The sequence below is a fragment of the Bacillus sp. Marseille-Q1617 genome (genome assembly GCF_903645295.1).
In the GTDB taxonomy this organism is placed as follows: domain Bacteria; phylum Bacillota; class Bacilli; order Bacillales; family Bacillaceae_B; genus Rossellomorea.
Window position 1 is genome coordinate 520,042 of sequence record NZ_CAHJXM010000002.1, and the last position, 24,581, is coordinate 544,622.

Sequence of the window (24,581 nt, forward strand, 5' to 3'; positions counted from 1 at the left end):
AGCTAAAGGCCCGTCCCTCGTCAATTAAAGTGACGGTGGACGGGCCTGTTTTTTTATTACTGCCCCATACTATATTCTCTGCGGTTTGTCGCTTCTTTCTTTTCGGCAGTTTTAATTTTTGGGACGGTAAGAATATATTGATTTAAAGGGAATAGCTGGATGAATTTGACCACTCCGATTGTTGCTAGGAGAATAACTGCATACACGATTGGGAAAAGTGCTGTCTTCCAGATTGATGCAGGAGCTATTTCTTGGAAACAATAAATCACGAATGGGTGAGCTAAATAGATAGCCATTGATAAGGTACCTATTTTAGTAAGGGTATGATTCAACCAATTAATTTTTGTAATCGTTTCTCCGATTCCGATGATAAATAAGGTGATGATAGGAATGTTGATCATATTGGTTGCTCTATTAGAAGCTATGGCCCCAACGGTCTTGTATTCCCATACTGCTGCCAGCGTGATCAAAATGACAGAAATCCCCAATATGCCTTTATATTTTCTTGAGAACGCTGCTAGTGGTTCCCAATAATATGCAAGGAACCCTCCAAAAATAAAGAAGTATATCCAATGTGGCAGAAAAGCTCGCTGTCCAAGGATTTCTCCAATAATTCCTTCAAATTGACCTGGTGTGAAAAGTTTTAAAAAATATAAGTTCAGAAAGATAGAGCCCATCAACAAAATAATCCAGTTCTTTTTAGATCGGATTAATTGTAAGAACGGGAACAGCAGGTAAAATTGAAAGACAATCGCCATAAAGTATAAATGGTAAAAAGAATTACCTGATAAAAAGTTTATTAGAAACCGTTTTTCTCCGACGTCAAAGGGATTCACACCTTCAGCTGCATACATGAATCCTAAATAAAATATACTCCAAAATAAAAAAGGAAACCCTATTTTAGTAAATCGACTAGTAGAAAACCTCTTAAGATCAAAACCTCTGAAGCGAACTTGATAAAATAATAGAAACCCACTGATGAGTGCAAATATAGGGGTTCCGAAGCGGCTTATCTGGTTAATGAAATAAGTATAATCATTGAACTGCTGCCCCTGTTGGTAATAATAAGTGGCTGAGACATGAACAAAGACCACTAATAGACAAGCAATTGCTCTTAATATATGAATTTCAGCTATATGGCTGCGTTTTTTAGTCATTTTTGTCACATCCTTGATGTAGTAAACTCAATTCCTCCTACATGTTATATGAAAAATATAGTGAATTCTCATTCGTAATCATATTTTAATGAAATAGTTGAACGAGGATAATATTAGAACCAGAATATGATAATTGTGGGAAACTTTTAAAAATCCACTGTAGAATAACCCATACTCTTGAATCGTTCTAAGTTATAACAACTATTCAGCGAAGCTTAAAACTGAAATAAAGCTTTTTTATATCTCTTGTAAAAAGGTTTATTGAAAAAAGAAAAGGGAATAAAAAAATAACATTTCGACGTATTAAGCCAAATATTCTTAGAAATTCCACCATAAAAATGACAATTTTCTTGTGATGACCGGTTTATAATTGGACATATACGTTCTCCAGCTAACAAATTAAGTAGAATGGGGTGCTAGAATTATGAGAAATGAAAATGACTTCAGTTCCGGTTTGTATTGGGGCACTCTTATAAGTATTCCGTTGTGGCTTTCCTTTTTTGGATGGGTAAAGATTGTTAAGACATTTTTATAAAAAGTATTGTGACTAAGTAGTTAAATATTTAAAAGGGGTGACTAAGGGTAAAACTAACTTTAAGTCATCTCTTTTTTTATAACAAAACATATATTTTGTCGTAACTTTTAGAACCGTACCCTACATATATTTACAAATAATGTAACTTATCTTCTATATCATATCTGTATAGGTTATACGGATGGGGGATGAGAATGAAAAATGTACTGTTAATCTGTCTTTTAATCATCACGGTGTACACATTGACAGCAGGTAAATTACATTGGGATAAGAGAGTAATAGCGGTTCAGGCAGGCTCTGCTGCAACAAACGATGTGAACCATCAAGATAAAAAAGAAAAGGAGGTAATATCAGCTGCAGAAGTAATAGATAAGGATAAACTAGTGAAGTTAGATAAAGTGAATCATTTGCCGCCTGAGCTTCAGCAAAAGTTCAGAGAAAAAATAAACGGTGATGATCAGCCTGTTTATATGATGGTTCTCGGGTCCTCCTCTACCTCTCAAAAAGAAGGTGGATGGCCAAAACAGCTGGAAAATAAGCTGCATGAATTTTACGGCAAGTCTCTTGTAGAGGTTTCAATAAAAGAAATTGCTAATAAAACCTCTGATCAGGTGATCAGCGAGAACATACATAAAGACTTGGCGGGACTGACACCCGACATTCTGCTGTTGGAACCTTTTTTACTGTATGATAATGGAGAATTAAGTATATCGGACCGATTACAAAACCTTTCAACGATCATAGAAGTTTTTAAGGAACATAATCCAGAGATGACAGTGATGATACAACCTGCTAATCCTATTCATGGAGCCCGTCATTATCCAAATGAAGAGCAAGATTTGGAAGATTATGCGAAACAAAATAAATATATCTACTTGAATCATTGGTATGCATGGCCGGATCATAAAGGGAAGGAAATAAAGGAGTATCTCACGAATGAAAACTTGCCGAATGATAAGGGAAATGGGCTTTGGGCGAAATACTTAATTGATTATTTTGTAAGGAAGTAAATGATAGCGGCTTTGTCTGTTGAAATATTCTTTTAAGAATATCCTGTTTATTTATAATTAAGTTATGATATTATCTAAAAGTAGTAAAATGGTATCATTATTAACTGCGGTTTATAGTTATATAGTATGTTGATAAAAATTTATAAGCACATTCATAATTCGTACGATAATGGCAAAATCATTGAAAAATGATGACGCAAAACTACAGGGGCTAATGTCCAGGACTATGCCAGCCAGTTTCCGAACACGGACTCCTGCGATTTATGAAATAGAGGAGGAATATTATGAAGTTGAAAAGACTATTGTCTCAATTAAAATTTTGGTGGCACTCTATTAGAGTGCACTACCATCAGGCATTATTGGATAGTTGTCTGGACTGCCGGCTTCAAAAGAAAATCCAACAAAAAATCATGTATCACGAAATGAAACTGAATAACTATTAGTTTATGGAAAGGCTCTTTATGGGCCTTTTTTTATTTTATATCCATTAAAGCTTATAGGAGTGTTTTTTGTCGAAATATCATAGATTATGTCTGATTATTTCCTTATAATAAATGGTAACGGAAGAAATAATCGGTATAACCTACTATCTTAAGGATGGATTCTATTGGACAGAATTGTCATTACCGGCTATGGGATAAAAGCTCCAGGCGCATTAACTAAACATGATTTTCACAGTGTACTGGAGAATGGGATCTGTACCCAGTCTGTACTTAAAAGTAACAATGATACGCATTCGAGTGTGATTGCGGGAATTATAGAAGACGAGTTTACAACTATTAATGAAAAAAATTATAAGCGTTATCCCCGTTCGATCAGGCTGGCCCTGGCAGCTGCCGATGATGCAGTATCCATGGCTCAATTATCATGTGACCCATATAAGGTGGCAGTGATTATGGGGACTTCTGCTGGAGCGATACTAGAAATTGAGCAGTATGCTTCTGTGGCCCTTGATTTAAAAAAGTATCCAATTCACGGTGTATCGATTGTTGATACCCATACCCTTTCTTCGGCAGTGGCCGCACATGTAGGACTTAGAGGACCTGCTTTCACTCTAACTACCGGGTGTACAGCCAGTCTGGATGCAATTGTTTTGGCAAAATTATTATTGGAGTCCGGCCAAGTGAATGCCTGTATCATAGGCGGGACAGACGCACCCCTTGGACAGTGGAGTATTAACGGATTCATCAAAACAAGAGCCATAAAGTCAAATGTCTCAATCGAACAGACTGGTGTCCCATTTTCGACTGATCACCAAGGGTTCGTACTGTCTGAAGGGGCAGGGGTTCTGGTTCTGGAACGAGAAGAGGATGCTTTGAAGCAGGGGAAGAAAATCTATGGAAGCGTAGAAAACGTGTTATCAAGAAATGAAGGAACCCCGATCTTGAAAACGGACGAATCAGGACAGGAGATGCTTTCTTTATACAAGGAAGTCATTAGGGACAAAGTCCCTTCATATGTGAACAGTCAGTCTTTAGGCCTGCAGACAAATGACCGGATTGAAAGGTATATTCATAGAGAGCTGTTCAGGAATAGGGTGCCTATTACATCAATGAAAGGAATGACCGGTCACTCGTTTGCAGCCATGGGGGCGATGCAAATTATTTCAGCTCTGATTTCGATTGAGTATGGATTCATACCTCCGACCATCAAAACCTCAGGGAAGGGGTACGAGGATTTACCCATTGTTTATAAAACACGGTATCAGCCAATTGAATCCGTGAGTATAACCACTCATGGTAATAGCGGGAATAATGCTTGTATTGTTATTGGGAAACCCTGAAAACGATAAAAATGGAACAGTAGAATTATACGATTTAGGGGGGATCATCTTATGTTTTTTCTGTTTTTACTATTAGTTGCTCTTATCCCTCTGGTTATCGGCATTTCAATTGTTAAAATGTTCAAGGGAAATAAGTTATCAAAAGTATTATTTTTATTTTTATTATTGGCCTCGTTATGGCAAGTGGATGTATCAGTGTTGTTTGCTCATCATATTTTATCCCGGGAAGCCATCGATTTTCTGTTTAGGTTATTCAGGATAGGTTCTATCATGGTATCTCCTACTCTATTCTTTGTGGCTTTTATCATTTACCAGGAAGAGCTTGCGAACTTCCAAAACAGTAAATGGAATTACCTGATGAATAAAAAGGTGGTCATATTCTATTACATCTGTAGTTTTGCTGTGTATTTAATAGGCTGGAGCCATAAAGGGATTCATTCTTATAGATTGATAGAACCGGTCAATGCCCCTGCTTTTCATTTTCCTGTATACGGGAGTCTTTCATGGGTGTTTCAAGCGAATGTGCTTTTATTTATCATCAGTATTGTCGTATGTATAAGGATCTGTACCCGAATCAGTCATTCCGCTTTGCGATCATTTTTATTCTATTTTATCATCTCGACCGCCGTAGGGTATGCCATCGGGATACTAAACATGCTTCCTGATGCCATGCTGCTTCCCAGTGCTGTGTCAGTTCTGTTATTCGCTATTTCCATTCTGATTCTATCAAATAAGATGCATCTTCAGAGGGTCAATGATGTCAATAATCAACTTGACCAGAACAGGGATTTTTTAAGTAAGGTGATCGACCTTAACCCCAATTATATTTACGCTAAAGATCAACATGGCCGTTACTCTCTGGTGAACGAATCCTTCGCCGCCCTATATGGAATGGACAAGATAGAAATAATAGGGAAAACTGATTTCGATGTTCAGGTAAATAAGGAAAGAGCCTTTGAGATTTATCAGGTTGATCAATCGGTACTTGCTGAACAGAAAGAGATCACTGTAGCTGAAGAAATCTTTATTAATCGTTTTGGAAAAGAGAAATGGCTGCAAAGTACAAAGATTCCCATTAAAACGAAAGATTCCACTATTCTCCTTGGTGTCTCAACCGATATCACTGAGCATAAACAGCATGAAAAAGAACTTAACCATCAAGCGAATCACGACGTCCTGACCGGGCTTCCCAACAGGAGGTTGTTAAACGAAAATTTAACGAACATCTTAAAGCCGGCCGGCACGAAAGCCGCTTTGATGCTTATTGATTTAGACCGTTTCAAATATATCAATGACACCCTCGGGCATGATGTCGGAGATTTATTATTGATTGAAGTCTCTAAACGTCTTAAACAGTTTATTGGTAAATTAGGACTTGCAAACGCGAATGTCTACAGGCTTGGAGGGGATGAGTTCACCTTACTGTTTCCTTATCGTCATACTAAAGAAGTAACTGATATTGCGAATAGTCTACTTGAACAATTTAATAGAGAATTCATTCTCGGAGAGCAGGAATTCTTCATTTCGCCAAGCATTGGCATCAGTACTTATCCTGAAGATGGATGTGACGCAAAGACATTAATGAAAAACGCTGACACAGCCATGTACTATGTGAAGGAAAGAGAAAAAAATGGGTTTCAACTATTCACGAAAGAAATGAACTGTGATTTCTATCGGAAAATGATGATTGAAAAAGAACTGCGTACTGCTTTAGAACTGGGTGAATTTGACCTTCATTACCAGCCATTAATGGACATACATACAAAGAAGATCTGCGGAATGGAAGCGCTTATCCGCTGGAACAATAAGAACCTTGGTCCTGTTTCACCTGCTGAATTCATTCCGATTGCAGAAGAAACAGGTATGATTATCAGGATAGGGGAATGGGTCCTCAGGACAGCCTGCGAGCAGAATATACGCTGGCAGAAAGCGGAGTATCCTCCTCTGAAAGTCGGGATCAATATTTCAATCAGACAGCTCCTGGATAAAAAGTTCGTCCATAAAGCAGCTGCCATCATTAAAGATTCTGGACTTTCCCCAGCTTATATTGATCTAGAAATAACAGAAAGTATTGCCATGTATGATCCGGCTATGATGATCAATAAATTGGAAGAATTAAAGGCAATCGGAGTCAGCGTTTCAATGGATGACTTCGGGACTGGTTACTCCTCTTTAAGTTATCTCAAGAAATACCCGCTCGATACGTTGAAAATTGATCGAAGTTTTGTCAGCGGCATTACTTTTCATGAAGATAATAAAGCTATTGTGAACAGTATCATTTCTATGGCAAAGCACCTTGGCTTACATGTGACAGCAGAGGGTGTGGAGGACGAAGAGGAAATACGCTTTCTGGAACAAAGCCAATGTGACACCATACAAGGGTATGCAATTAGCAGACCGTTATGCGGTAAGGAATTTGAGCAGAAGTTCCTTTTAAAAACAGCTGAATAGTAAAGAATATATAAGCATGAAGAAACGTTTCTTCATGCTTTTTCTCATTTACGATAAGTATGCCGCTGTTTTGTCTTGTCAAAAATAATCACAAGGAAGTGATTATTTTGCTCAGGATAGGAGCCGCATGCTATTTTATTCTAATATTTATCTTTACTTGTACAGAAAGCTTGAACAGATTGTATAGAGAAAGAATTCCTCATTTTAAATGGAATTCCAATCCGGATTATTCAGCGTTTTTCGATTTCACCTCTTATTCTTTTACCAGTTATGCTTACATTTTTCAAAAAACTGGGCATGCACTCGCATTCTTTTTATTGGCTCTGATAGTTTTTGTAGTGGTCAATCGGATTGGAGTGACCTTGCTCATATCATTTTCATACGCACTCTTTACCGAGACTGCTCAGTTGTTTTTTCATCGAACCGGCTGCCTGGTGGATGTGGGGTATGATATGGCGGGGGCTTTTGTTTTTATGGTGGTGTTGTTCCTTATGAATGCTATTGGTGAGTTTATTCATTCTGAGCAATTTGATGTACGTTGAAAAATGAGGACAGGTACTTTTGGTATGGAGTGTCTGTTTTTGTATTTGGTTAGAAAACAAAATATTACTAATATATTAAAATATTACAATTATTTTACAAATAAATCCTCCAGAAGGGATAGGTGTTCTGTATAAAGAATTCAGAATATAGGAACTTATGTCTATGTTCTAATTATTTTAAGGGGGAATTAGTTTGAGAAAGAAAAGAAAAGCTGCGTCCGCAGCACTAGCTACACTGCTGGGACTTAGTACATTAGCAGTGGGTCCAGCTATGTCAACTGCTCAGACGGTTGATGTGAAAAGCGTCCTTAATGAGGTGACAAGTAAAGGTCATGCCGGTCATAGTCACCATGGGTCTCCGTTTGACTTGGGGATTGCCAACGATGAGCGTCTGATTGAGATGCTGAAGAAAGAAGGAAAGATTGCAAAGAATGCAACTCCTGCTGAAGCGGAGAAGGCACTGGCTAAGTTTTTGAATAAGAAGGCTGAAAGTGCAGAAAAAGAAGCGGGGGAGCTTGAAGATGAAGCAGCTGCTAGCAAAGCCAAGCTTCAGAAGGAAATGAAAGAGAGTGGCCTAAGATCCGGAAAGGGAAATAAGCTTGGCCAGGCGAAGAAGAATTCACCTGAGTCTGTAGTGAAGGAAGAATACGGTGGGGAAATGCGCACGGATAAAGTGCTTGTTCTCCTAATTGATTACCCGGATAAGCCTCATAATTCCATGACGGCCGATGAAACGGATATGTATTATGAAGGGGAAGATTCATACTCGCGTGAGCATTATCAGGACATGTTGTTTGGTACTGGCGGCTGGACCGGTCCGGATGGAAAAAACTATGTATCCATGAAGCAATATTATGAGCAGCAGTCAGGTGGAAGTTATTCTGTAGAAGGAGAAGTTGCTGGATGGTACACAGCTAGTCAACCTGCAACTGCTTATGGTGGGAACTATCCTACGGAAGATGATAGTGATGTTAATGCACGTGGTCTTGTAAAGGAAGCGTTAGCTCTAGCAGCCGCTGATCCAGAAGTAAATATCGCGGATTACGACAAGTGGGATCGTTACGACCTTGATGGTGATGGTGATTATTTGGAAGCAGACGGTCTCGTTGACCACTTAATGATTATTCACTCTGGTGTTGGTGAAGAAGCTGGCGGTGGATCCTTAGGTTCCGATGCAATTTGGTCTCACCGTTGGAACTTGGGAGGAGTCCATGCTCTTGAAGGGACAGAAGCAACCGTTGGTTATTGGGGAGGAGCAATGGCAGCTTATGATTACACAATCGAACCTGAAGATGGGGCTGTCGGTGTTATGGCGCATGAATTTGGACATGACTTAGGTCTGCCGGATGAATATGATACTCAATACTCAGGTGCGGGGGAAGCGGTAAGCTACTGGTCCATCATGTCAAGCGGAAGTTGGGCAGGAAGTATCCCTGGTACACAGCCTACAGGTTTCAGCCCTTATGCCAAGGAAATGCTCCAGACCACTGCTGTAGTTAATAGCAAGGGAGAAAAAGGGAATTGGTTGACAGGTAAAGAAGTGGAACTAGAAGATATAAATAAACAAGGTAAGGAATATCTTCTTGATGAAGCTACAACAAAAGGTACTAATAATGATGTGGTAAAAGTAAATCTTCCGCAAAAAGAAACAGTAATCAATAAGCCCGCAAGCGGTGAGAATCAATACTTCTCAGGAAGTGCTGATGGTTTACACACTTATTTGAAGACAACCGTTGATTTAACTAATGCTGAGTCTGCTCAATTCAATTTTAAAACATGGTACGACATTGAAACGGATTGGGATTATGCATATGTAACCGTTAATGGGGAACCGGTAGCGAGTGATATTACAACAACTACTAATCCGTATGATGCCAACCTAGGAAATGGTATCACAGGCTCATCCGATGGATGGCTTGATGCTTCCTTTGATTTGTCAGCATACACTGGGCAAGTAGTAGAGGTTGCGATTGAATATGTAACTGATGCTGCAGTATCAAACCCAGGTTTATTTGCAGATGATCTTGCAATTTTTGTAGACGGGAAAGAAGTTCTGTTTGATGATGCAGAGGGGGAACCGAAGTTTGATTTAGATGGTTTTACTGATAGTGATGGAATCAAACGCTCTGAACACTACTACCTATTGGAATGGCGTAGCCACAACGGTGTAGATGAAGGTTTGGCTAACATTCGCCGAGGAGCAAGCTTGATGGAATTCGATGAAGGTCTGGTTGTATGGTATGTAGATAACAAATACAGCGAAAACTGGACGGGGATCCACCCTGGAGACGGCTTCCTGGGTGTCGTAGATGCCGATCAACATGTTCTGAGTTGGAGTGACGGCACTGTAGGATCTACTCGCTATCAAATCCATGATGCGGCGTTTAGCTTAAACAAATCAGAAAAAATGTTCCTGGATTATCCTGGACAATTCACAATGAAAGACAATTTCACAAAACGCAACCCATTATTCGACGACAGCGCCGACTACAGTAACCCAGGCCTGGTCGACGCAGGACGTAACGTTCCTAACTACGGTCTGAAGTTCCGTGTAACTGGTGAAAGTGCTGATGGCACTGTTGGCAAAGTATTAATCTATAAATAAAACAATATTTCTAAAGGTTAAACTCCTTACTGACCCAGTAAGGAGCTTTTTTGTTTTTATAGAATAGAAACTGGACAATAAACTTCTCAACTTGTCCCAATCTGTCTCTTTTTGTCTATTAATATTTACCTAATTGTATAGATAATTCAGACTTTTTTATTGTATAATAGTACAAGATAAGGAATTAATTGTATTTTAGGAGGGGGCTCAGGAATGCCGGTTTATTATATGAAAGAGATATGGACTCCTTTGAAGTTGTTTGGGATCAAGTTTTTCAGGTGTGAGGAGAATCGTATATACATAAAGGTTCTTCAGTCTCACCGAAAACGAATCTTTGGGTAAAGGCTCATCCTGAATTAATGTGAAAAGGGCAAAGCCATCGAAAGGTGGTGACGCAAAGCTATAGGGGCTTCTGTTTGATGACAATGCCAGCCAGCTGCCGAATCTTTCTTTTAATATCGTAATTTGACATGAAAACCTTTAAGGTTTTTTTATTTTGTCTTTTTTACATATTCCCTCATCCGATCCGCAGCCCCTTTTCTCCACTTCTTAACTGCACCAATGGAAACCTCTTCTCTTTCTGCTATTTCCCTTATCGTTAACATATCGATAAAGGTATACATGACCCACTTTGTTTGGCAAACCGAAAGATCCTCACAATAAGCGAGCAGGGTTTCCTTTGAAAAAGGAACCTCCGTCCATTCATCCTCCACGAGTTCCCAAAATTCTTCTTTAGGATATGTTTGCCGATCAAGATCTTTATTTTTGCTATTCATATCGCTTAAAATCCTGCCTTTGATGTAGGAGTAGGCATAGGCAGCAAATTCACCCTTTTCACTGTCGAATTTTTGTGAGGCTTCCCAAAGGGCGATAAGCCCAGTTTGGAAAAACTCCTGTTGGTCTTTGTAGATGTTGAGAGAATGGATGATTCTGTGGATCATAGGTTCAAACTGACTTTGAATTTCATGGAATGAATCCAAATCAATGGTCCTTCTGAATGGCGCGCCTTTCGGTTATTCCCGGGTAGCTTTACCATACAGGGGAGAGAGAGGATTCAACAAAACGGGGAATTGTCTGTTTTATAGTAGATTCAGCGTTTTTCGTATGGTGGAAACAAACGGTTTGCGGCTGGAAAGCAATTGTTCGGGCTGAATTACTTTGTATTTTACGAAAAATTGTAAAATTGTGTAGAAATAACTGGAAATAACATCCTGTTAGAGTATAATAGGTATAAAGTCACTTATTTTTATGATTTTTCTGAAAAATAAGTTTCTACTTACATTTAAAGGATGGTGTAGTGAGTGAGAGAAAGAGAAAATCCTATTTCAATGAATACGATGGCGGTTTACCCGGCCTATCACGAGAGGTATCAATCCGTCATACTGAATCAGACGGGGGAACATATCTTCAGTAAAAGGCCGGTCTTGGATCTCCTGGATGATGTGTGCATGAGAAATGGAGCTTCGTATGATGGCAGGGTTAAAGCAGTGAAGCATGTTTTGCCTTATTTCAGGAAAACTCCCCTCATAATCAGTGAAGATCCACACATAGTTGCTTTTCCAACCATGTCTCCCCAACATTATGAATGCACCTGGCTTTTTTGTTCCCACATCGAGAATTTCTCCCACACTAATGGAAAAACATACGTCACCTTTAAAAACGGTTCTATGCTCGAGGTCTCTTGTTCAGTCAAGGTTCTCCGCACACAGATGGAAAGGGCATCTGCGACATTGAATTATTTTACGTCAGGTTTGGATTTGCCGCCTGCCGCCGGAAATCCGGAAGAATCCATGTTCACTCCATCGGTTTACTCGAGTATGCTCCCTTTGCAGCCGGAGAATCAGCCTCCCATCCAAATGTAATAGATTGAGAGAAGAAGACTTTTAAGAAAGGCTTCTTTTTTATGGGCAAAAAAATAAGCATGAAGGAGGGCCTTCATGCTTATCGTTATGGTTATTCGGTAATCCCGACAGAATCAAACCCGCCTGCCGCCGCAACAGCTTCCGCGCTTCCTGCACCGTATAGGTCCTCGGCGGATTGAATAATCGCCTGACGCGCATCACTGAAATCAGACAGACTTGTCAGGTAAGTAGTCAATGCACGGTAATAAATCTTACCAAGCTTCTCACGTCCGATATCCTGGGCCGTCAAGTAAGCGGCATGATTGATGATGGAGGAGTTGATATGAACGCCGCCGTTATCCAATTCGCGGGGGAGGTCATAAAACTCGTCCATATGGGAAGGGTACATGCCGTCTCCGTTTCCGTAAGGGACGTAAGCTGCGTTTACAGGATATTTACTAGGGTCACTCAGGCTTCGCAGGGATTCCCTTCCGCTTTCTTTGGCAGCAGGGGCCATGATGTCCTCACCAAGCTCCCAGTTTTCATCATCGATCAGTGCTCCAAAAATATCGGAGAATGCTTCGTTCAGAGCCCCGGATTGAAAGCGGTATAGAAGGTTGGCAGAGTTTGATGTCACCCCGTGAGCCATTTCATGTGCGGCAACATCGAGCCCGGCTGATAGAGGGACCATGAATTCACCGTCTCCGTCCCCGTAGACCATGTACGTGCCGTTCCAGAATGCGTTGTTGTAGTTGTTCCCGTAATGAACGACCGATTGAATCGGCATTCCTTCATCATCCAGGGAGTTTCGGCCGTGCTCATTAAGGTAGTACTCATAAACCTTTTCGGAATTATAGTGTGCGTCTACCGCCGGCCGGTCAAAATCAGAATGGAAGGCAGCATCCTTATCCTTAAATACTTCTAATCGGTTATTGGAATAATCGTACGTGATGATGCCGTCCAGCCCTTCATGGCTGAAGTCGGCCATCTGGAACATCGTGCCGTCATTCGGCTCTTTTGTTTGAGAGATATGAAGAAGACGGTGTTCTCCTAGAACCCCGATTCCGCTTCCTGTCTGGGTATTGATGTCTTCCGCATGCATGATGGCGTTGTACTGATCGACTACTTCACCTGTTTCAGCGTCTATGAACACAAACCAGTTGCCGGGTGCTTCTCCAAGGAAATTGACATTCACTTTATATGTAAGGTGATTTTCCCCTTCGAAAGGATAGATGACGAGTTCTGAGGTCGGTGCATAGGTTAATTTCTCCGGTGCTTCGACAGCTGATTGGGCTTTTTCGACCGCTTTACTGCTTGATAACTGAGGTGACAGGTTGAGGTCGGTTTCTTCCGCTGACTGGTGGTAAGATCCATTCACAGAAGTGATTTCATTGTTCTTGTTATAGTGAACGATGATTTCAGAACCTTCTACCGGGATGCCGTTTTTGGTTTGGCTAAAGCGGACATGGGTCATGCCCAGCTCATCTTTTTCTACTTTCTTTGCTTTTAAACTTGCTTTTGGGTTCTCCATGTTGAGTGTGGATTTCTTTTCTTGAAGATAATTGAGTGCATCGTTGGAGGTGGCAGCCATACGTTTTACAGCATGCCTTTCTTTTACGAATAGAGGGACATTTGCTTTTTCATTCCATTGCTTCACAGATATTGTCTGGGCGGCGGCAAGATCCTGAGGCTGCACAGCCAGTGCTTGTCCTTGAGGCAGAGTGGCAGCGATAAGAGCGGTAGAAAGTGCGATTGGTGCAATTAGTCTTTTCTTCAATTTATTTCCTCCCTTTACCATTTGATATTAAGTATAGATAGCAATCTAGTAAAATACATGAACATATGGAACGAACTTAACCTAGTGAAATTACTAGAGATAATAGACTGTCCTGGGTAGGTTTGATGGGGAATTTAGGATACCGAAAATCATCATTCGATAAATTCCGATAACCGAAATAAACCAAACGGCCCACCCTCTGTCGAAACCAAGAGAACCTTGTAACCGGGAATTCTTTAGTACTTTAGTAGAGCGAGGGACGGGCCTTCGGTTTTTGAGGGGAGGCTTGAAATTTTTAGAAAGTGTCTCAGAAGCAGTGTATTTCTGTTATGATATAGGAAAGAGAGAGCGTCTGAAAATAGGGAAGAAGGGATTGCCGGTAAATGACTAGTACTTCTGATAGACTCATAGATTTTTTAGAGGAACATTCAGCTGAGTTTTTACATAATTGGAGATCCAACATTGTCATTGCTGAAAATGATTTATATAAGGAGGAAGTCCTGCAGAATGGACTCCGGATGTTTCAGTTGGTGAAGCGTGCCATTCAAAACCCTTTGAGTGATGAGGAGGAAATCCAAGCACTTGCTTTTAAAACGGCTCATGAACGTGTGACAGCGAATGTCAATATCAGCGAGTTTGTATACAACGTCAATGTCGGGAAAAGTGAAATCATCAAATGGGTAAGCCGCTCCGGGATTGAATGGGAGGCCCTCCAGCCGTATCTCGAGGGAATCAACGCGTTATTTGACCGATTCTCCTATCTTGCCGTGAAACAATACACGGATATCCGGGACCAACAGTTGCAGGAGAAGGAGCTTTATATCGATCAGACTCACAAGGAACGGTTGACCATTCTTGGGCAGATGAGCTCTAGCTTTGTCCATGAATTTAGGAATCCATTGACTTCTATTATCGGATTTACGAAACTACTTCAGCACGATCACCCTGACCTTCCTTACCTTGATATTATGCAGCATGAACTGGATCAGCTGAACTATAGGATATCACAGTTCCTTCATGTTTCCAGAAAAGAAATCATAGAGAGTAAGCGGGAAGATATAGTGCTTTCTGACTTATTCCATGAATTATTGGAGTTCCTGTATCCCAGCTTATTGGCCGGGGAGGTCGCAACAAGCTTGAAAGTGGACAAGTCTTTACAAATTTCAGGCAACAAGGATGAATTCAGACAGGTTTTTTTGAACTTGATCATGAATTCAATCGATGCACTCCAAATCATGGATGGAGATCGCTTAATTCAAATCCACTCTGCTGTCAAAGCGTCGACTATGCATCTCTCCATCAGTAACAACGGTCCCAAAATACAACAAGAAACTATCAATGCTATTTTTGAGCCATTCTATACAACCAAAGAGCTTGGTACCGGAATAGGATTGTTTATTTGTAAGAAGCTGATTGAAAAGCATGGCGGTGAAATCACTTGTGCATCTACTGACGATAAGACTACCTTTACGATTAAAATCCCGTTGCGTTCCATTGTTCCTTCATAGGTAAAGGTCTGCCCCATTTATAAGGAACAGACCTTATTTTTTTACAGAATTACTGACATTCAATACAGTTGGCCTTCCAATGGAGTAATAGTCAACTGGCGCTTCATTTGCTTCTTCCAACGTAAAACAATTGCGTCCGTCAAATATAGCGGCATTATTCATGAGACCGGCTATGGTCCGAAGTCTGAGCACTTTATATTCTTCCCATTCTGTCACAATGAAGAGCATATCTTGATCTTCTATCGCATCTAAGCAATGTTCACCATATTTGACTGCGTTCCCCAGGATAGACCTGGCGTTTGTCATGGCAGCCGGATCGAAGACGGTCACCTCAACGCCATATGCCAGAAGTTCATTGATGATCTCAATTGAAGCAGCTTCTCGCATATCATCCGTATTGGGTTTGAACGAAAGTCCGAGTATGCCTGCTTTTTTATCTCTTAATGATTGAAAATGTGTTTTTGCTTTGGTTATGAGCCTCTTCTGCTGCTGGGTATTCACTGTGATCACGGATTTCAACAGCTCAAATGGATGTTCCACATTCCCTGCAAGCTGCACAAGGGCATTCGTGTCTTTTGGGAAACAGGAACCCCCATAGCCAATCCCGGCTTGCAGGAAATGAGGGCCGATTCTATGATCCATCCCCATGCCTTTTGCGACATCTTCAATGTTACCGCCTGTTTTCTCACAAAGTGTGGCGATTTCATTTATAAAACTGATCTTCGTAGCCAAGAAAGCATTTGACGCATATTTGATCATTTCTGCACTTTCCACAGAAGTATGCAGTATGGGTATATTGAAGGGTTTCACCATTTCTTCTAGCTTAGTTGCAGTTTGGTCACACTCCGTACCGATGACAATACGGTCGCCGTGAAACGTGTCGTGAAGGGCAGACCCTTCCCGTAAAAATTCAGGGTTGGAAGCTATGGAGAATTGAACAGGCACTGACAAAGAATCTTTTATCCATTCTTTAATACTTTGATTTGTACCGACAGGAACTGTGCTTTTCGTCACAATGATGGTGTCATGCCTGGTTAAATGGGCACCTATGCCATGGGCTGCCGCTTTTATTGCGGACAGGTTGCAAGTACCGTCTTCATTAGATGGTGTTCCTACTGCAAGAATGATGACTTCCGCCTGGGGAATGGCATCGTCATATTCGGTTGTGAACGAGATATTCCCTTTAGCCAGCTGCTTTTGGAGCATTTCCTCCAAACCGTTTTCATACAGTGGGGAGCGGCCGGACTTCAACATGTCAATCCGTAAGGCGTCAATGTCTAAAACTGTGACGTTATGTGAGATTTCTGCGAAAGATACGCCTGTCACCAAACCGGCGTAACCGGCACCAATCACTGAAATTTTCATTGGACATCCCTTCTTTATACATAATCTATTCCCTTATTTTATCAAAGATATATTTAGGCAGTGGTCTTAAATAGTAAAAGTTATCAGGAAAAAGATTGATTAATTGTAAATTTATATATGTGGATTCTATTATTTTGACTTATTATTTTTATGTGAATGATATAATAGTAGTAGAATAAGCCTACGAGGAGAGTTCTGATGGTCGTAAATGAAAAGGGAGTTACATTAATTGAAATATTGGCGGCTGTCACGATTTTGTCGATCATTCTTGTATCCATCTTTCGTTTGTTCCCGCAGGTGGGGATGATGAACCAACAGAATGAATTGAAGATAAAAGGGATGCATATGGCAAAGGGAGTGCTGGTTGAGTGGTCCGATAGGAGTGATGTCAGGTCCTTTCTTCTTGATGAAGATACGGGTTCATCTCCGGAGGGATTCCAGGCAGCAGAATCTGCTACTGAGGATTATTATCTTTTTATCATTGAGGAATCTTCCTTTGAGAAACATATAAAAATAAATAAATTGCCCAGCTTGGAAAATGGAGCAGGAAAGACTTACTTAATACAAGTTGAATTGCTGGATAAGAGAGGGACTCTGGTGAGTAAGACGTTTGGATATATCTCTCTGGAGGGGGAGCAGCCTTGACTGATGAAAAAGGGGTAACATTAATTGAAGTGCTGGCAGGATTGGCCATCCTCACCGTCATTGGTTTGGTCCTCTGGAATGTATTTTTTCAAGGTCTTTATTATTCCAAAAAAGCGGAGTCGGACATTTCCTTACAGCAAGAAGCGAACATTATTTCCATGAAGATGACCAGAATTCATCAAACATCTAAATCATATTCAGTTGAAAGTGAACAATGCAAAGTGAAAGTAGACTATACACCCTCATCAACAAACAAGCCTCCAAAGGAAACTACATTTTCACATTCAAAGCTGTGCATATCCGCAAACCAAGTGGATAAAGTGATTCCAAGTAATGAAGAGTTTGAATTGTTTCTCACAATATACGACAAGCAGCGGCCGGAAAATGAGTTTAAACTTCGTACGACGTTATATAGATTGAGAGAGGGATGACAGTTGGCTCGAATGAATAATAATAAAGGTTATGCTTTGGTTCTGACATTACTGATTCTAGTCGTTTTCATGGCTCTGGCCCTCTATCTCATGGGACGTTCATACAGCAGTACGAAACAAAATGAAGTAGTGGAAGAAAACTATCAATCTGCTGCCCTGGCGGAAATGGGGGTCACCCAGTATAAAATAGTGATTAAGGATGCTTATGAGAAGAGCAAAAGGCCTATTGAGAAGAAACTAGCTTCCGATCCTGATTTCGATTCCACCAATAGGGGGATTATCAATGAACTGGAATGTGAATTGAAGAAGCAGTTAAGGACAATGGTGTGTGGGGGAGAGGTAGAGGCTTATTCAATCACCGTTGATGAGAAGGGTCCTTCATCATTTACCATAAAAAATTTTGTATTCGATCAACAAGAGGAAGGCAAGCTTAAGGTTACATTTACAAGTACGGATAATCAAGAGGGAGAGGTTACCAGCTTGAATGTTACTATGATCATACCCATTGACGCGCAAGGCGGCTTTGGGGAAGGCGGTCAGCCGGTTGGATTTGATGTAATAAAGCTTCCCTCTGACATAAACCCGGATTGTGTGGATCCCAAAAACAAAGATGTCCATTGTGACAGGGTAGTAATGAAGGATGACTCCGAATATCCGGGGAACAATAAAAGTATTGAAAAAGAACTAATATATGCCCAAAACGATTTAGAATTGAGTGGAAATGCCAACAATTTTGAATATGCCAAAATACACGTAGAGAAAGATTTTACTTTAATGAAAAACATGAACAATGCTAAAAAAGTATATATTGAAGTAAAAGAAAACGCGTATTTTAAAGGGCATTTGGATACTTCATTATCCGATATATATGTTCAACAAGATATGTTTGTTGAGAAACAGCTTAAACTTTATGACCATTCAACCCTCTATGTAGGCGGCAGCTTGACGGTTGATAGTGAGGGTAATGAGAGTAGTAAGAATGGAAAGGGCAATGGGGGTAATGACAACAATGGAAATGGCAATAAGTTAGATGTCAGCCTTGATTCCACAATGTGTATTGGAGGCAGCTTGCATGGGTATCCAACTGCAGACATCGATGGAAAAATATATATGAAAGGGTCAAAAGAGAACGGCAGAATTGAGCTTGATTCTAAAAGTAGCGGCTTGGAGAATATTGAGTTTTTGGATGAAGAAACTTTCAATAACAAATGTGGGCATAAAAATATCTGGGGAGAAATCGAAACCCAGGTGGAATATGAATATAATTAGGAAACAGTATGCTAGAAAAGAACAGGAAGTGAGATCCTGTTCTTTTTTTATGCATTAAATTAAAACGCGTTAGGGTATAGCAGACTTTTGGCAAGGCTACACTAGTCCTAAATACTAAAGGGGTTTGGAGAGGTTTGATGAATGAAAATTTGAAAGGCAATTTTTTTGTAGGGTTGATATGGGGAACATTGCTAAGTGTACCGTTGTGGCTGTCGATAGCAGGGTGGATAAAGATAATTATCAAGTTTTAGGAAATAAATCTCAAATTTGATGTTTAGATGGGATGTTTCGTGGGTAAAAAATACTATCTGGTTCATTTTAACTACAAAAAGATTGAGGTGCTTCCTATGAATCTTTCAACCAAACAGGAAATGTGTTTCTTCTATCATCCAGCTTCCGGGAAAGATCTTTTCATCAGTATGGGACATACTCGTCTTTATACAAAGCGTTTAAATATAGAGATTGCTTCGTATTCTGGAACGATGCAGGTCGCTCTATCCGGGCATCTCGGTTCCTCCACAGTTGAAAAATTAGATGAGTTCCTACTTGAATATAGAGATTATTTTAATAATCATCGAAACATTACCATCGATATCAGTCAGCTTGATATCATCAACCAATTTGGGATTTCTGCTTTGGTTGATTTGGTTTGTGTATTGAAGCAGGAGGGGCTCCAGGTCTCTTTTCGCCGTGGAGGGAACAAGGCAGACCAAGTTCTGAGTGATGCCGGATTTTATGAGTGGCTGTAACCAAAATAGAAAAGCTTGATTTCCATCCGGTTTGTTTTCGGGTGGGAATCAAGCTTTATTTGTTAGTTCAGCTTTTTGATGTCCTGGATGATTTCTTCAAACGGCGGATCTGATACTCCTTCGTATTTATTGAGGAGTGTGCCCGATTCACCCACCAGGAAAAAGGAAGTCGCGTGGACGAACTGATTCGAGCCTTCGACTTTAGAGGCTGGAGTTTTGAAAGAGACATTCGCGAACGATTCAATTTCTTCACGGGTGTAACCGGTGAGGAACGTCCAGTTACTGTAATCCGCGCTGTGCCGCTTGCTGTATTCGGTTAATGTCTCAGGGGTGTCCTGTTCGGGATCAATGGAAATCGAGACAAGCTGAACTTCTTTTTGAAGGCCGGCTTTGTTGATTTCTCGTTGCAGCTCAGCCATATTGGCTGTCATCGGAAGACAGACCGTATCACAATTCGTGAAAATAAAATCCGCAATCATGATTTTGTCTTTATTTAACTCAGACAACTTCACATCTTCTCCCTCTTGATTCACCGCCTCAAGTTCCCCGACTTCCACACTCATCGGAAACGACTCTTCTGCATCCTCATTTCCGCACCCAACAAGTCCAGCCGAAAAAAATCCAGCCAATACAATCAACAAAAATCTCTTTATCTCAATCTCCCCCTCTTTACAACAAAGGTCCGCCACTTCACCACGTCAAAGCAGCGAGGGACGGGCCTTCAAATTAGTCGATGAATTGTTTGTCGATCAGATCGGTGAATTCTGGTTTTTCTTTTAGAAATTTAAGTTCGTAGGATGAGTCGGCGAATGCCTGCACTGCCTCTGAGTCAACCTCGTAAGTGAATCCGATGCGTTCCCAAGCTTGGTCGACGACTTCTTTGCTTAGTTCCTGTTTTGTTGTTTCTTTAATATCGTTGATTGTAATTTCTTTCGCTTCTTCAGGATTTTCAGCGATGAATTCTGTTGCCTGTTTGTGAGCGTCGACAATCTTTTGAATTCGTTCAGGGTTATCTTTTACTGATTTTCCAGATGCGACAAGGACGGATGCCGGAAGTGTTTCACCAAATGCAATTTCGTCGTGATCGATAATGACTTTTGCTCCTGTTTCCTGCTGGATGACCGCTGCCCAAGGTTCAGGAGCGACTGCGATATCGACTTTTCCTGACTTCAGCATTGCTGCATATTGAGCAGGGTTTCCGGTCACGTGCTTCATCGTTCCGCCGATACGCTGTGATTCGATGCCGTGTTCCTGAAGGAATGTTTCGACTTGGACGTCATGTGTACAGCCTACTGCAGGGGTGATGAATGACTTGCCCGCAAAATCTTTTACAGATTTGACACCGCTTTGTTCACTGGCGAGTACGACCGTACCGCCTGTTGACGCACCGGCGATGATTTTCACATCCGCACCTGTCATGTAGTTGTTCATGGCAGGTCCCGGTCCGACTAAGCCGGCGTCGATATCGCCTGTTTTAAGGGCGGTCATGAATGATGAACCGTCCGGGAATGTTTTGTATTCGATCTTCGTGCCGTCACCAAGCTGCTCTTCATAGTAGCCTTTTTCTTTTGCCACCATCGCCGGGACGTGGTTGATATTCGGGAAGTAGCCGATGACGATTTTTTCTTTGTCCGAAGATGATCCGGACGTTTTGTCAGACGTTCCGCATCCGGCTAAAATACCGGCGAAGAGAAAGAAAATCGCTGTGAAAAGAAAGATTTTTTTCATTTTGGGGCCTCCTAATGTTTTTTTATGGGTGTTTTTTTGTAACTTAAGGGAGTATCGCTTTACTAAAAAATTATTTTTTCAAAAACTCATGCCTTATTTTCAAAAATCCGGATATTTTATCAAAAACTCTAAATCTATTAAGACTCCAGACCCCAACGCTTCATAACCGACTTCTCAATACGCTGGAAAATCAGCTGATCCACGATTGCACCGACAACACCGATGATGATCATGACGGCAATAACGAGACTCATGTCACCAAAGTCCGATGCGTAGCGGAGGGTGTATCCAAGTCCCGGTCCGGTGCTTAATAATTCGCCGGCCATCAATGCTCTCCATGCGAATGCCCATGCGAGGCGTGAACCGGTTACCACGTAAGGAATCGAAGCAGGGAAGATCACCCTGATAAACAGATCCAATCCCCGAGAACCCATCGTCTGTGCTGCTTTTATAAACAGAGGCGATACATTTTTGATCCCCATTCGGATGTTCAGTGCCATGACAAAAGTTCCACCGAGAATGACGACGAAAATAACGGATTTTTCATTCAAACCGAACCACATGATCGCGAGCGGCAGCCACACGATGCTCGGCACGCTTTGCAAGGCTAGTAATACCGATCCAAGCGTGTCATCAGCCGTTTTGGATTTTGCCAAAAGGACACCGATGCTCGTTCCGATCAGTAAAGCAATGCCGAGTCCGATCAGCAGCCTCTTGAAGCTTGCGATTAGGTCAATAATGAGCGTCTGATCCTGGATACCGGTAAACAGAGCTTTAAAAACTGAAGTAGGAGAAGGGAGCACGACCTCCGTCCACAGGCCGAAGCGTGAACCTGCTTCCCAGAAAGCAATGATGAGTGCAAAAAAGATGATTCGTTTAAGAGCTGTGTTCATAGGCCAATTCCTCACTAATGACTTTGTCTATTTCTTTCTTCAGGTAGCTCATGATGTGCTCCTCGATCTTGACCATTTCTTCTTTATGAGCTTCCCTTGGCCGGGGGATATCCACTTTGATATCAGCGAGTATTGTCCCGGGCCGGGTGCCCATTACGATGATCCGGTCTGATAGTTTGATGGATTCCGAGATGCTGTGGGTGACGAAAAGGACGGTCTTCTTCGTTTCCATCCAGATCGTTTCAAGCTGGCCGTGAAGGCGGGAACGGGTTTGTTCATCGAGCGCGCCGAATGGTTCATCCATTAACAGGACTCCCGGATCCATCGCCAGTGCCCGTGCGATTGCGACCCGCTGCTGCATGCCCCCGGAAAGCTCGTGGGGATAATGATCCTGATAGTTTCCGAGCTGGACCATGTGGAGATACTTTGCAGCCTGCTGTCTCGCTTCGCTTTTTGACATCTCTTTTTTCAGTGGGAAGGTCACGTTATCGCGAACGTTCAGCCAGGGAAAAAGGGCAGCTTGCTGAAACACCATACCGCGGTCTTTTCCGGGCTTCTTGATCGGATTTCCTCCAACCGTGATCCCGCCGCTAGTAGATTTGGTCAGTCCTGCCACAATCGAAAGCAGTGTTGACTTCCCGCACCCAGATGGACCGAGGATCGAAACGAATCCCCCTTTATCGATCTCCAGGTTGATGTCCTTCAACACATCCACAGGTGTACCGGTTTTATCATTATATTGTTTGTTAAGATGTTCGATTTGAATGAACAAATAATCACCTTTTCTTATTAATCATATTAAACTAATCGGAATTAATGAATTTAATTATAGTATATTAGTAGGGATTGTCAAGGTTGCTAATTATTTTAAAGTCCACATCTTTTGAAAATTAGCCGTTGTTCAGAAAATAATGGAAATAAATTTTGAAAAAGTGAAATAAAAACTTGCCGGGAATCGTCTAATCTACAAAAGCAAAAAAAGTGGGGGAAATAGATGTTCAAAAAAGGTAAATTCGTTGGTATAGCTTTGGGTCTCGTCGGATTGGTGCTTTTTTCTTTCCTGACGATGTACGTTCTTTCTCAAGCAGAGAAGGGAAAAGCCGGAGAGGTGTTTGCTTCGGCTCAGGGGAGTGTATCTTCCTTATATGAAACGATGGAAATCCATTTGAAGGACGCAAAGGAAGACGGTTTGCTGACACTTATGGATGAAAAGGCGGTAGCGTCAGCCCAGTTAACATTGAATGATACGGAGAAACGCCTCTCAAACTTGAACGGAGCCCATAAAGAAAACGTGGAACAAGAATTACTTCCTAAAATGAAGGGGATTGAAGAGTACAACAGTATCGTTCCAAGTGCCAATCAGCTGCAAAGCAGGATTCATGATGTTGGTAAAAAAGTTAAGGAAGATCCGCTCGATCCGGGTTTATCAAAGCAGTTTACTTCAATAAAGGAAGAGTTAGCTGATTTTACAAAGCTGACCTCCAAAATAGAAAACCCCGCCATCCAGGAATTTTTTCAAAACAGATATAAACCGCAAATCACTCATTTAGAAGATCAGGTTACAGCATATAAAGGTGTTTCTGAGAAAATTGCAGAACTCAAGTCAATTGCTGAAAAACTGTCTCTTCCTCAAGGAGAGTTTGATCAAAGGGTTTCAAAGTTGTCCGAGGAAGTTGCGCATTTACCGTACAGTAAGACAAATGCTGTGATTCAAGAAGAAATCGAAAAGGCATCAAAGGAATATGAAACAAATATAATAGCGCAGGAAGAAAAGAAACGTGCTGAGGAAAAACGTCTTGCAGAAGAAAAGAAACGAGCAGAAGAAGAACGTCTTGCAAAAGAGAGGAAAAAAGCAGAGGAAGAGATGACTAAACAACAGGAGGACGAAGCTTTTCCAATGACGTTTACCGTGACTTCTTCAAGCGGGCATGAAACAATTTTTAGCCGGGAACCTTATGGTGACCGTTACCACGACATTGATGAAATCGCCAGAAGGCATGGGGGAAGGTACTATTACATCCCAGAATCAGACGTGGCTGCTATTTTTGATAAGAATAGGAATGCAATTGCAGGACTGAATTATGGATTCTCGACGGGTGTTGAATCCAAAGAATTGTTCGTCGATCTGTATGTTTATTACACAGGGACTTCTACGAAAGAAGCTGCATCACTTGTTGAACAGGTTATTGAATCAGGAGAACCGATTGAAGCAGGTGAAGGAAATGGAGAAGGTTCCAAGCTTTGGACGGAGGCTGGAGAATTACATTATGATTTGTGGTAAAAGCTAAACCA

The 24,581-nt window shown here is 41.2% G+C and carries 21 protein-coding genes and 2 riboswitches; of the genes, 13 read left to right on the top strand and 8 right to left on the bottom strand.

Going from position 1 to position 24,581, the window contains the following annotated elements; all coding sequences use genetic code 11:
* Positions 1-56: 56 nt before the first annotated feature.
* Positions 57-1,157, bottom strand: a complete 1,101-nt coding sequence (locus HWX64_RS14085) for an acyltransferase (RefSeq protein ID WP_175990175.1) — start codon at positions 1,155-1,157, stop codon at positions 57-59.
* A 729-nt stretch (positions 1,158-1,886) separates the two neighbouring features.
* Between HWX64_RS14085 and HWX64_RS14090 the strand changes: the two genes are divergently transcribed.
* The 6 genes from HWX64_RS14090 (at position 1,887) to HWX64_RS14115 (ending at position 10,083) form a co-directional block, all read left to right on the top strand.
* The gene (locus HWX64_RS14090) at positions 1,887-2,702 is read left to right on the top strand and encodes a hypothetical protein (protein ID WP_175990176.1); all 816 of its coding nucleotides are present in this window, start codon (positions 1,887-1,889) and stop codon (positions 2,700-2,702) included.
* Positions 2,703-2,863: 161 nt separating this feature from the next.
* Positions 2,864-2,947: riboswitch (cyclic di-GMP riboswitch) on the top strand.
* 39 nt (positions 2,948-2,986) lie between these two features.
* Positions 2,987-3,145, top strand: a complete 159-nt coding sequence (locus tag HWX64_RS14095; RefSeq protein WP_175990177.1) for a hypothetical protein — start codon at positions 2,987-2,989, stop codon at positions 3,143-3,145.
* 164 nt (positions 3,146-3,309) lie between these two features.
* Positions 3,310-4,485, top strand: coding sequence for a beta-ketoacyl synthase N-terminal-like domain-containing protein (locus HWX64_RS14100; protein ID WP_175990178.1), 1,176 nt, complete (start codon positions 3,310-3,312; stop codon positions 4,483-4,485).
* A gap of 51 nt (positions 4,486-4,536) precedes the next feature.
* Positions 4,537-6,936, top strand: coding sequence for an EAL domain-containing protein (locus tag HWX64_RS14105; protein ID WP_175990179.1), 2,400 nt, complete (start codon positions 4,537-4,539; stop codon positions 6,934-6,936).
* A 59-nt stretch (positions 6,937-6,995) separates the two neighbouring features.
* Positions 6,996-7,478, top strand: coding sequence for a VanZ family protein (locus HWX64_RS14110; protein ID WP_303049486.1), 483 nt, complete (start codon positions 6,996-6,998; stop codon positions 7,476-7,478).
* 271 nt (positions 7,479-7,749) lie between these two features.
* Complete coding sequence (locus tag HWX64_RS14115; protein WP_175990736.1) at positions 7,750-10,083, top strand: immune inhibitor A domain-containing protein; 2,334 nt, start codon at positions 7,750-7,752, stop codon at positions 10,081-10,083.
* Between the two features lie 359 nt (positions 10,084-10,442).
* Positions 10,443-10,527: riboswitch (cyclic di-GMP riboswitch) on the top strand.
* A 47-nt stretch (positions 10,528-10,574) separates the two neighbouring features.
* On the opposite strand, the gene HWX64_RS14120 is transcribed toward HWX64_RS14115, so the two are convergent.
* Positions 10,575-11,063 carry a sigma-70 family RNA polymerase sigma factor gene (locus tag HWX64_RS14120; protein WP_175990181.1) on the bottom strand — a complete coding sequence of 163 codons (489 nt, stop codon included), beginning with the start codon at positions 11,061-11,063 and terminating at the stop codon, positions 10,575-10,577.
* 321 nt (positions 11,064-11,384) lie between these two features.
* On the opposite strand from HWX64_RS14120, the gene HWX64_RS14125 reads away from it, so the two are divergent.
* Complete coding sequence (locus tag HWX64_RS14125) at positions 11,385-11,945, top strand: competence protein ComK (RefSeq protein WP_175990182.1); 561 nt, start codon at positions 11,385-11,387, stop codon at positions 11,943-11,945.
* A gap of 91 nt (positions 11,946-12,036) precedes the next feature.
* Here HWX64_RS14125 and HWX64_RS14130 read toward each other — a convergent pair whose 3' ends face one another.
* Entirely contained in the window at positions 12,037-13,701 is a 1,665-nt protein-coding gene (locus HWX64_RS14130) for a M4 family metallopeptidase (protein WP_175990183.1), read from the bottom strand.
* Positions 13,702-14,084: 383 nt separating this feature from the next.
* On the opposite strand from HWX64_RS14130, the gene HWX64_RS14135 reads away from it, so the two are divergent.
* The gene (locus HWX64_RS14135) at positions 14,085-15,209 is read left to right on the top strand and encodes a histidine kinase N-terminal domain-containing protein (RefSeq protein WP_175990184.1); all 1,125 of its coding nucleotides are present in this window, start codon (positions 14,085-14,087) and stop codon (positions 15,207-15,209) included.
* 33 nt (positions 15,210-15,242) lie between these two features.
* Here HWX64_RS14135 and HWX64_RS14140 read toward each other — a convergent pair whose 3' ends face one another.
* Positions 15,243-16,574, bottom strand: coding sequence for a UDP-glucose/GDP-mannose dehydrogenase family protein (locus HWX64_RS14140; protein ID WP_175990185.1), 1,332 nt, complete (start codon positions 16,572-16,574; stop codon positions 15,243-15,245).
* A gap of 198 nt (positions 16,575-16,772) precedes the next feature.
* On the opposite strand from HWX64_RS14140, the gene HWX64_RS14145 reads away from it, so the two are divergent.
* From HWX64_RS14145 to HWX64_RS14160, 4 genes are all read left to right on the top strand, one after another.
* A complete protein-coding gene (locus HWX64_RS14145) occupies positions 16,773-17,219 on the top strand; it encodes a prepilin-type N-terminal cleavage/methylation domain-containing protein (RefSeq protein WP_175990186.1) in 447 nt (148 codons plus the stop codon).
* The gene (locus HWX64_RS14150) at positions 17,216-17,650 is read left to right on the top strand and encodes a type II secretion system protein (RefSeq protein WP_175990187.1); all 435 of its coding nucleotides are present in this window, start codon (positions 17,216-17,218) and stop codon (positions 17,648-17,650) included. Before HWX64_RS14145 ends, HWX64_RS14150 begins: the two co-directional genes overlap by 4 nt.
* Before the next feature lie 3 nt (positions 17,651-17,653).
* Positions 17,654-18,919, top strand: coding sequence for a hypothetical protein (locus HWX64_RS14155; protein WP_175990188.1), 1,266 nt, complete (start codon positions 17,654-17,656; stop codon positions 18,917-18,919).
* A 290-nt stretch (positions 18,920-19,209) separates the two neighbouring features.
* Positions 19,210-19,668 carry an STAS domain-containing protein gene (locus tag HWX64_RS14160; protein ID WP_175990189.1) on the top strand — a complete coding sequence of 153 codons (459 nt, stop codon included), beginning with the start codon at positions 19,210-19,212 and terminating at the stop codon, positions 19,666-19,668.
* A 62-nt stretch (positions 19,669-19,730) separates the two neighbouring features.
* On the opposite strand, the gene HWX64_RS14165 is transcribed toward HWX64_RS14160, so the two are convergent.
* The 4 genes from HWX64_RS14165 to HWX64_RS14180 all read right to left on the bottom strand — a co-directional run bounded on the left by HWX64_RS14165 (position 19,731) and on the right by HWX64_RS14180 (position 23,061).
* Positions 19,731-20,306, bottom strand: coding sequence for an SCO family protein (locus HWX64_RS14165; RefSeq protein WP_254871157.1), 576 nt, complete (start codon positions 20,304-20,306; stop codon positions 19,731-19,733).
* An 88-nt stretch (positions 20,307-20,394) separates the two neighbouring features.
* Positions 20,395-21,396 carry an aliphatic sulfonate ABC transporter substrate-binding protein gene (locus tag HWX64_RS14170; protein ID WP_175990190.1) on the bottom strand — a complete coding sequence of 334 codons (1,002 nt, stop codon included), beginning with the start codon at positions 21,394-21,396 and terminating at the stop codon, positions 20,395-20,397.
* A 137-nt stretch (positions 21,397-21,533) separates the two neighbouring features.
* A complete protein-coding gene (locus tag HWX64_RS14175) occupies positions 21,534-22,289 on the bottom strand; it encodes an ABC transporter permease (RefSeq protein WP_175990191.1) in 756 nt (251 codons plus the stop codon).
* Entirely contained in the window at positions 22,273-23,061 is a 789-nt protein-coding gene (locus HWX64_RS14180) for an ABC transporter ATP-binding protein (RefSeq protein ID WP_175990192.1), read from the bottom strand. Before HWX64_RS14180 ends, HWX64_RS14175 begins: the two co-directional genes overlap by 17 nt.
* A gap of 222 nt (positions 23,062-23,283) precedes the next feature.
* On the opposite strand from HWX64_RS14180, the gene HWX64_RS14185 reads away from it, so the two are divergent.
* Positions 23,284-24,570: a hypothetical protein gene (locus HWX64_RS14185; protein ID WP_175990193.1), complete on the top strand. Its 1,287-nt coding sequence runs from the start codon at positions 23,284-23,286 to the stop codon at positions 24,568-24,570.
* Positions 24,571-24,581 lie beyond the last annotated feature (11 nt).

Excerpts from the sequence above, each read along its gene's own strand:
- HWX64_RS14170 (WP_175990190.1), bottom strand. The coding sequence starts at position 21,396 with ATGAAAAAAATCTTTCTTTTCACAGCGATTTTCTTTCTCTTCGCCGGT.
- HWX64_RS14105 (WP_175990179.1), top strand. The coding sequence starts at position 4,537 with ATGTTTTTTCTGTTTTTACTATTAGTTGCTCTTATCCCTCTGGTTATC.
- HWX64_RS14110 (WP_303049486.1), top strand. The coding sequence starts at position 6,996 with ATGCCGCTGTTTTGTCTTGTCAAAAATAATCACAAGGAAGTGATTATT.
- HWX64_RS14115 (WP_175990736.1), top strand. The coding sequence starts at position 7,750 with ATGTCAACTGCTCAGACGGTTGATGTGAAAAGCGTCCTTAATGAGGTG.
- HWX64_RS14185 (WP_175990193.1), top strand. The coding sequence starts at position 23,284 with ATGTTCAAAAAAGGTAAATTCGTTGGTATAGCTTTGGGTCTCGTCGGA.
- HWX64_RS14135 (WP_175990184.1), top strand. The coding sequence starts at position 14,085 with ATGACTAGTACTTCTGATAGACTCATAGATTTTTTAGAGGAACATTCA.
- HWX64_RS14140 (WP_175990185.1), bottom strand. The coding sequence starts at position 16,574 with ATGAAAATTTCAGTGATTGGTGCCGGTTACGCCGGTTTGGTGACAGGC.
- HWX64_RS14085 (WP_175990175.1), bottom strand. The coding sequence starts at position 1,157 with ATGACTAAAAAACGCAGCCATATAGCTGAAATTCATATATTAAGAGCA.
- HWX64_RS14095 (WP_175990177.1), top strand. The coding sequence starts at position 2,987 with ATGAAGTTGAAAAGACTATTGTCTCAATTAAAATTTTGGTGGCACTCT.
- HWX64_RS14145 (WP_175990186.1), top strand. The coding sequence starts at position 16,773 with ATGGTCGTAAATGAAAAGGGAGTTACATTAATTGAAATATTGGCGGCT.
- HWX64_RS14090 (WP_175990176.1), top strand. The coding sequence starts at position 1,887 with ATGAAAAATGTACTGTTAATCTGTCTTTTAATCATCACGGTGTACACA.
- HWX64_RS14175 (WP_175990191.1), bottom strand. The coding sequence starts at position 22,289 with ATGAACACAGCTCTTAAACGAATCATCTTTTTTGCACTCATCATTGCT.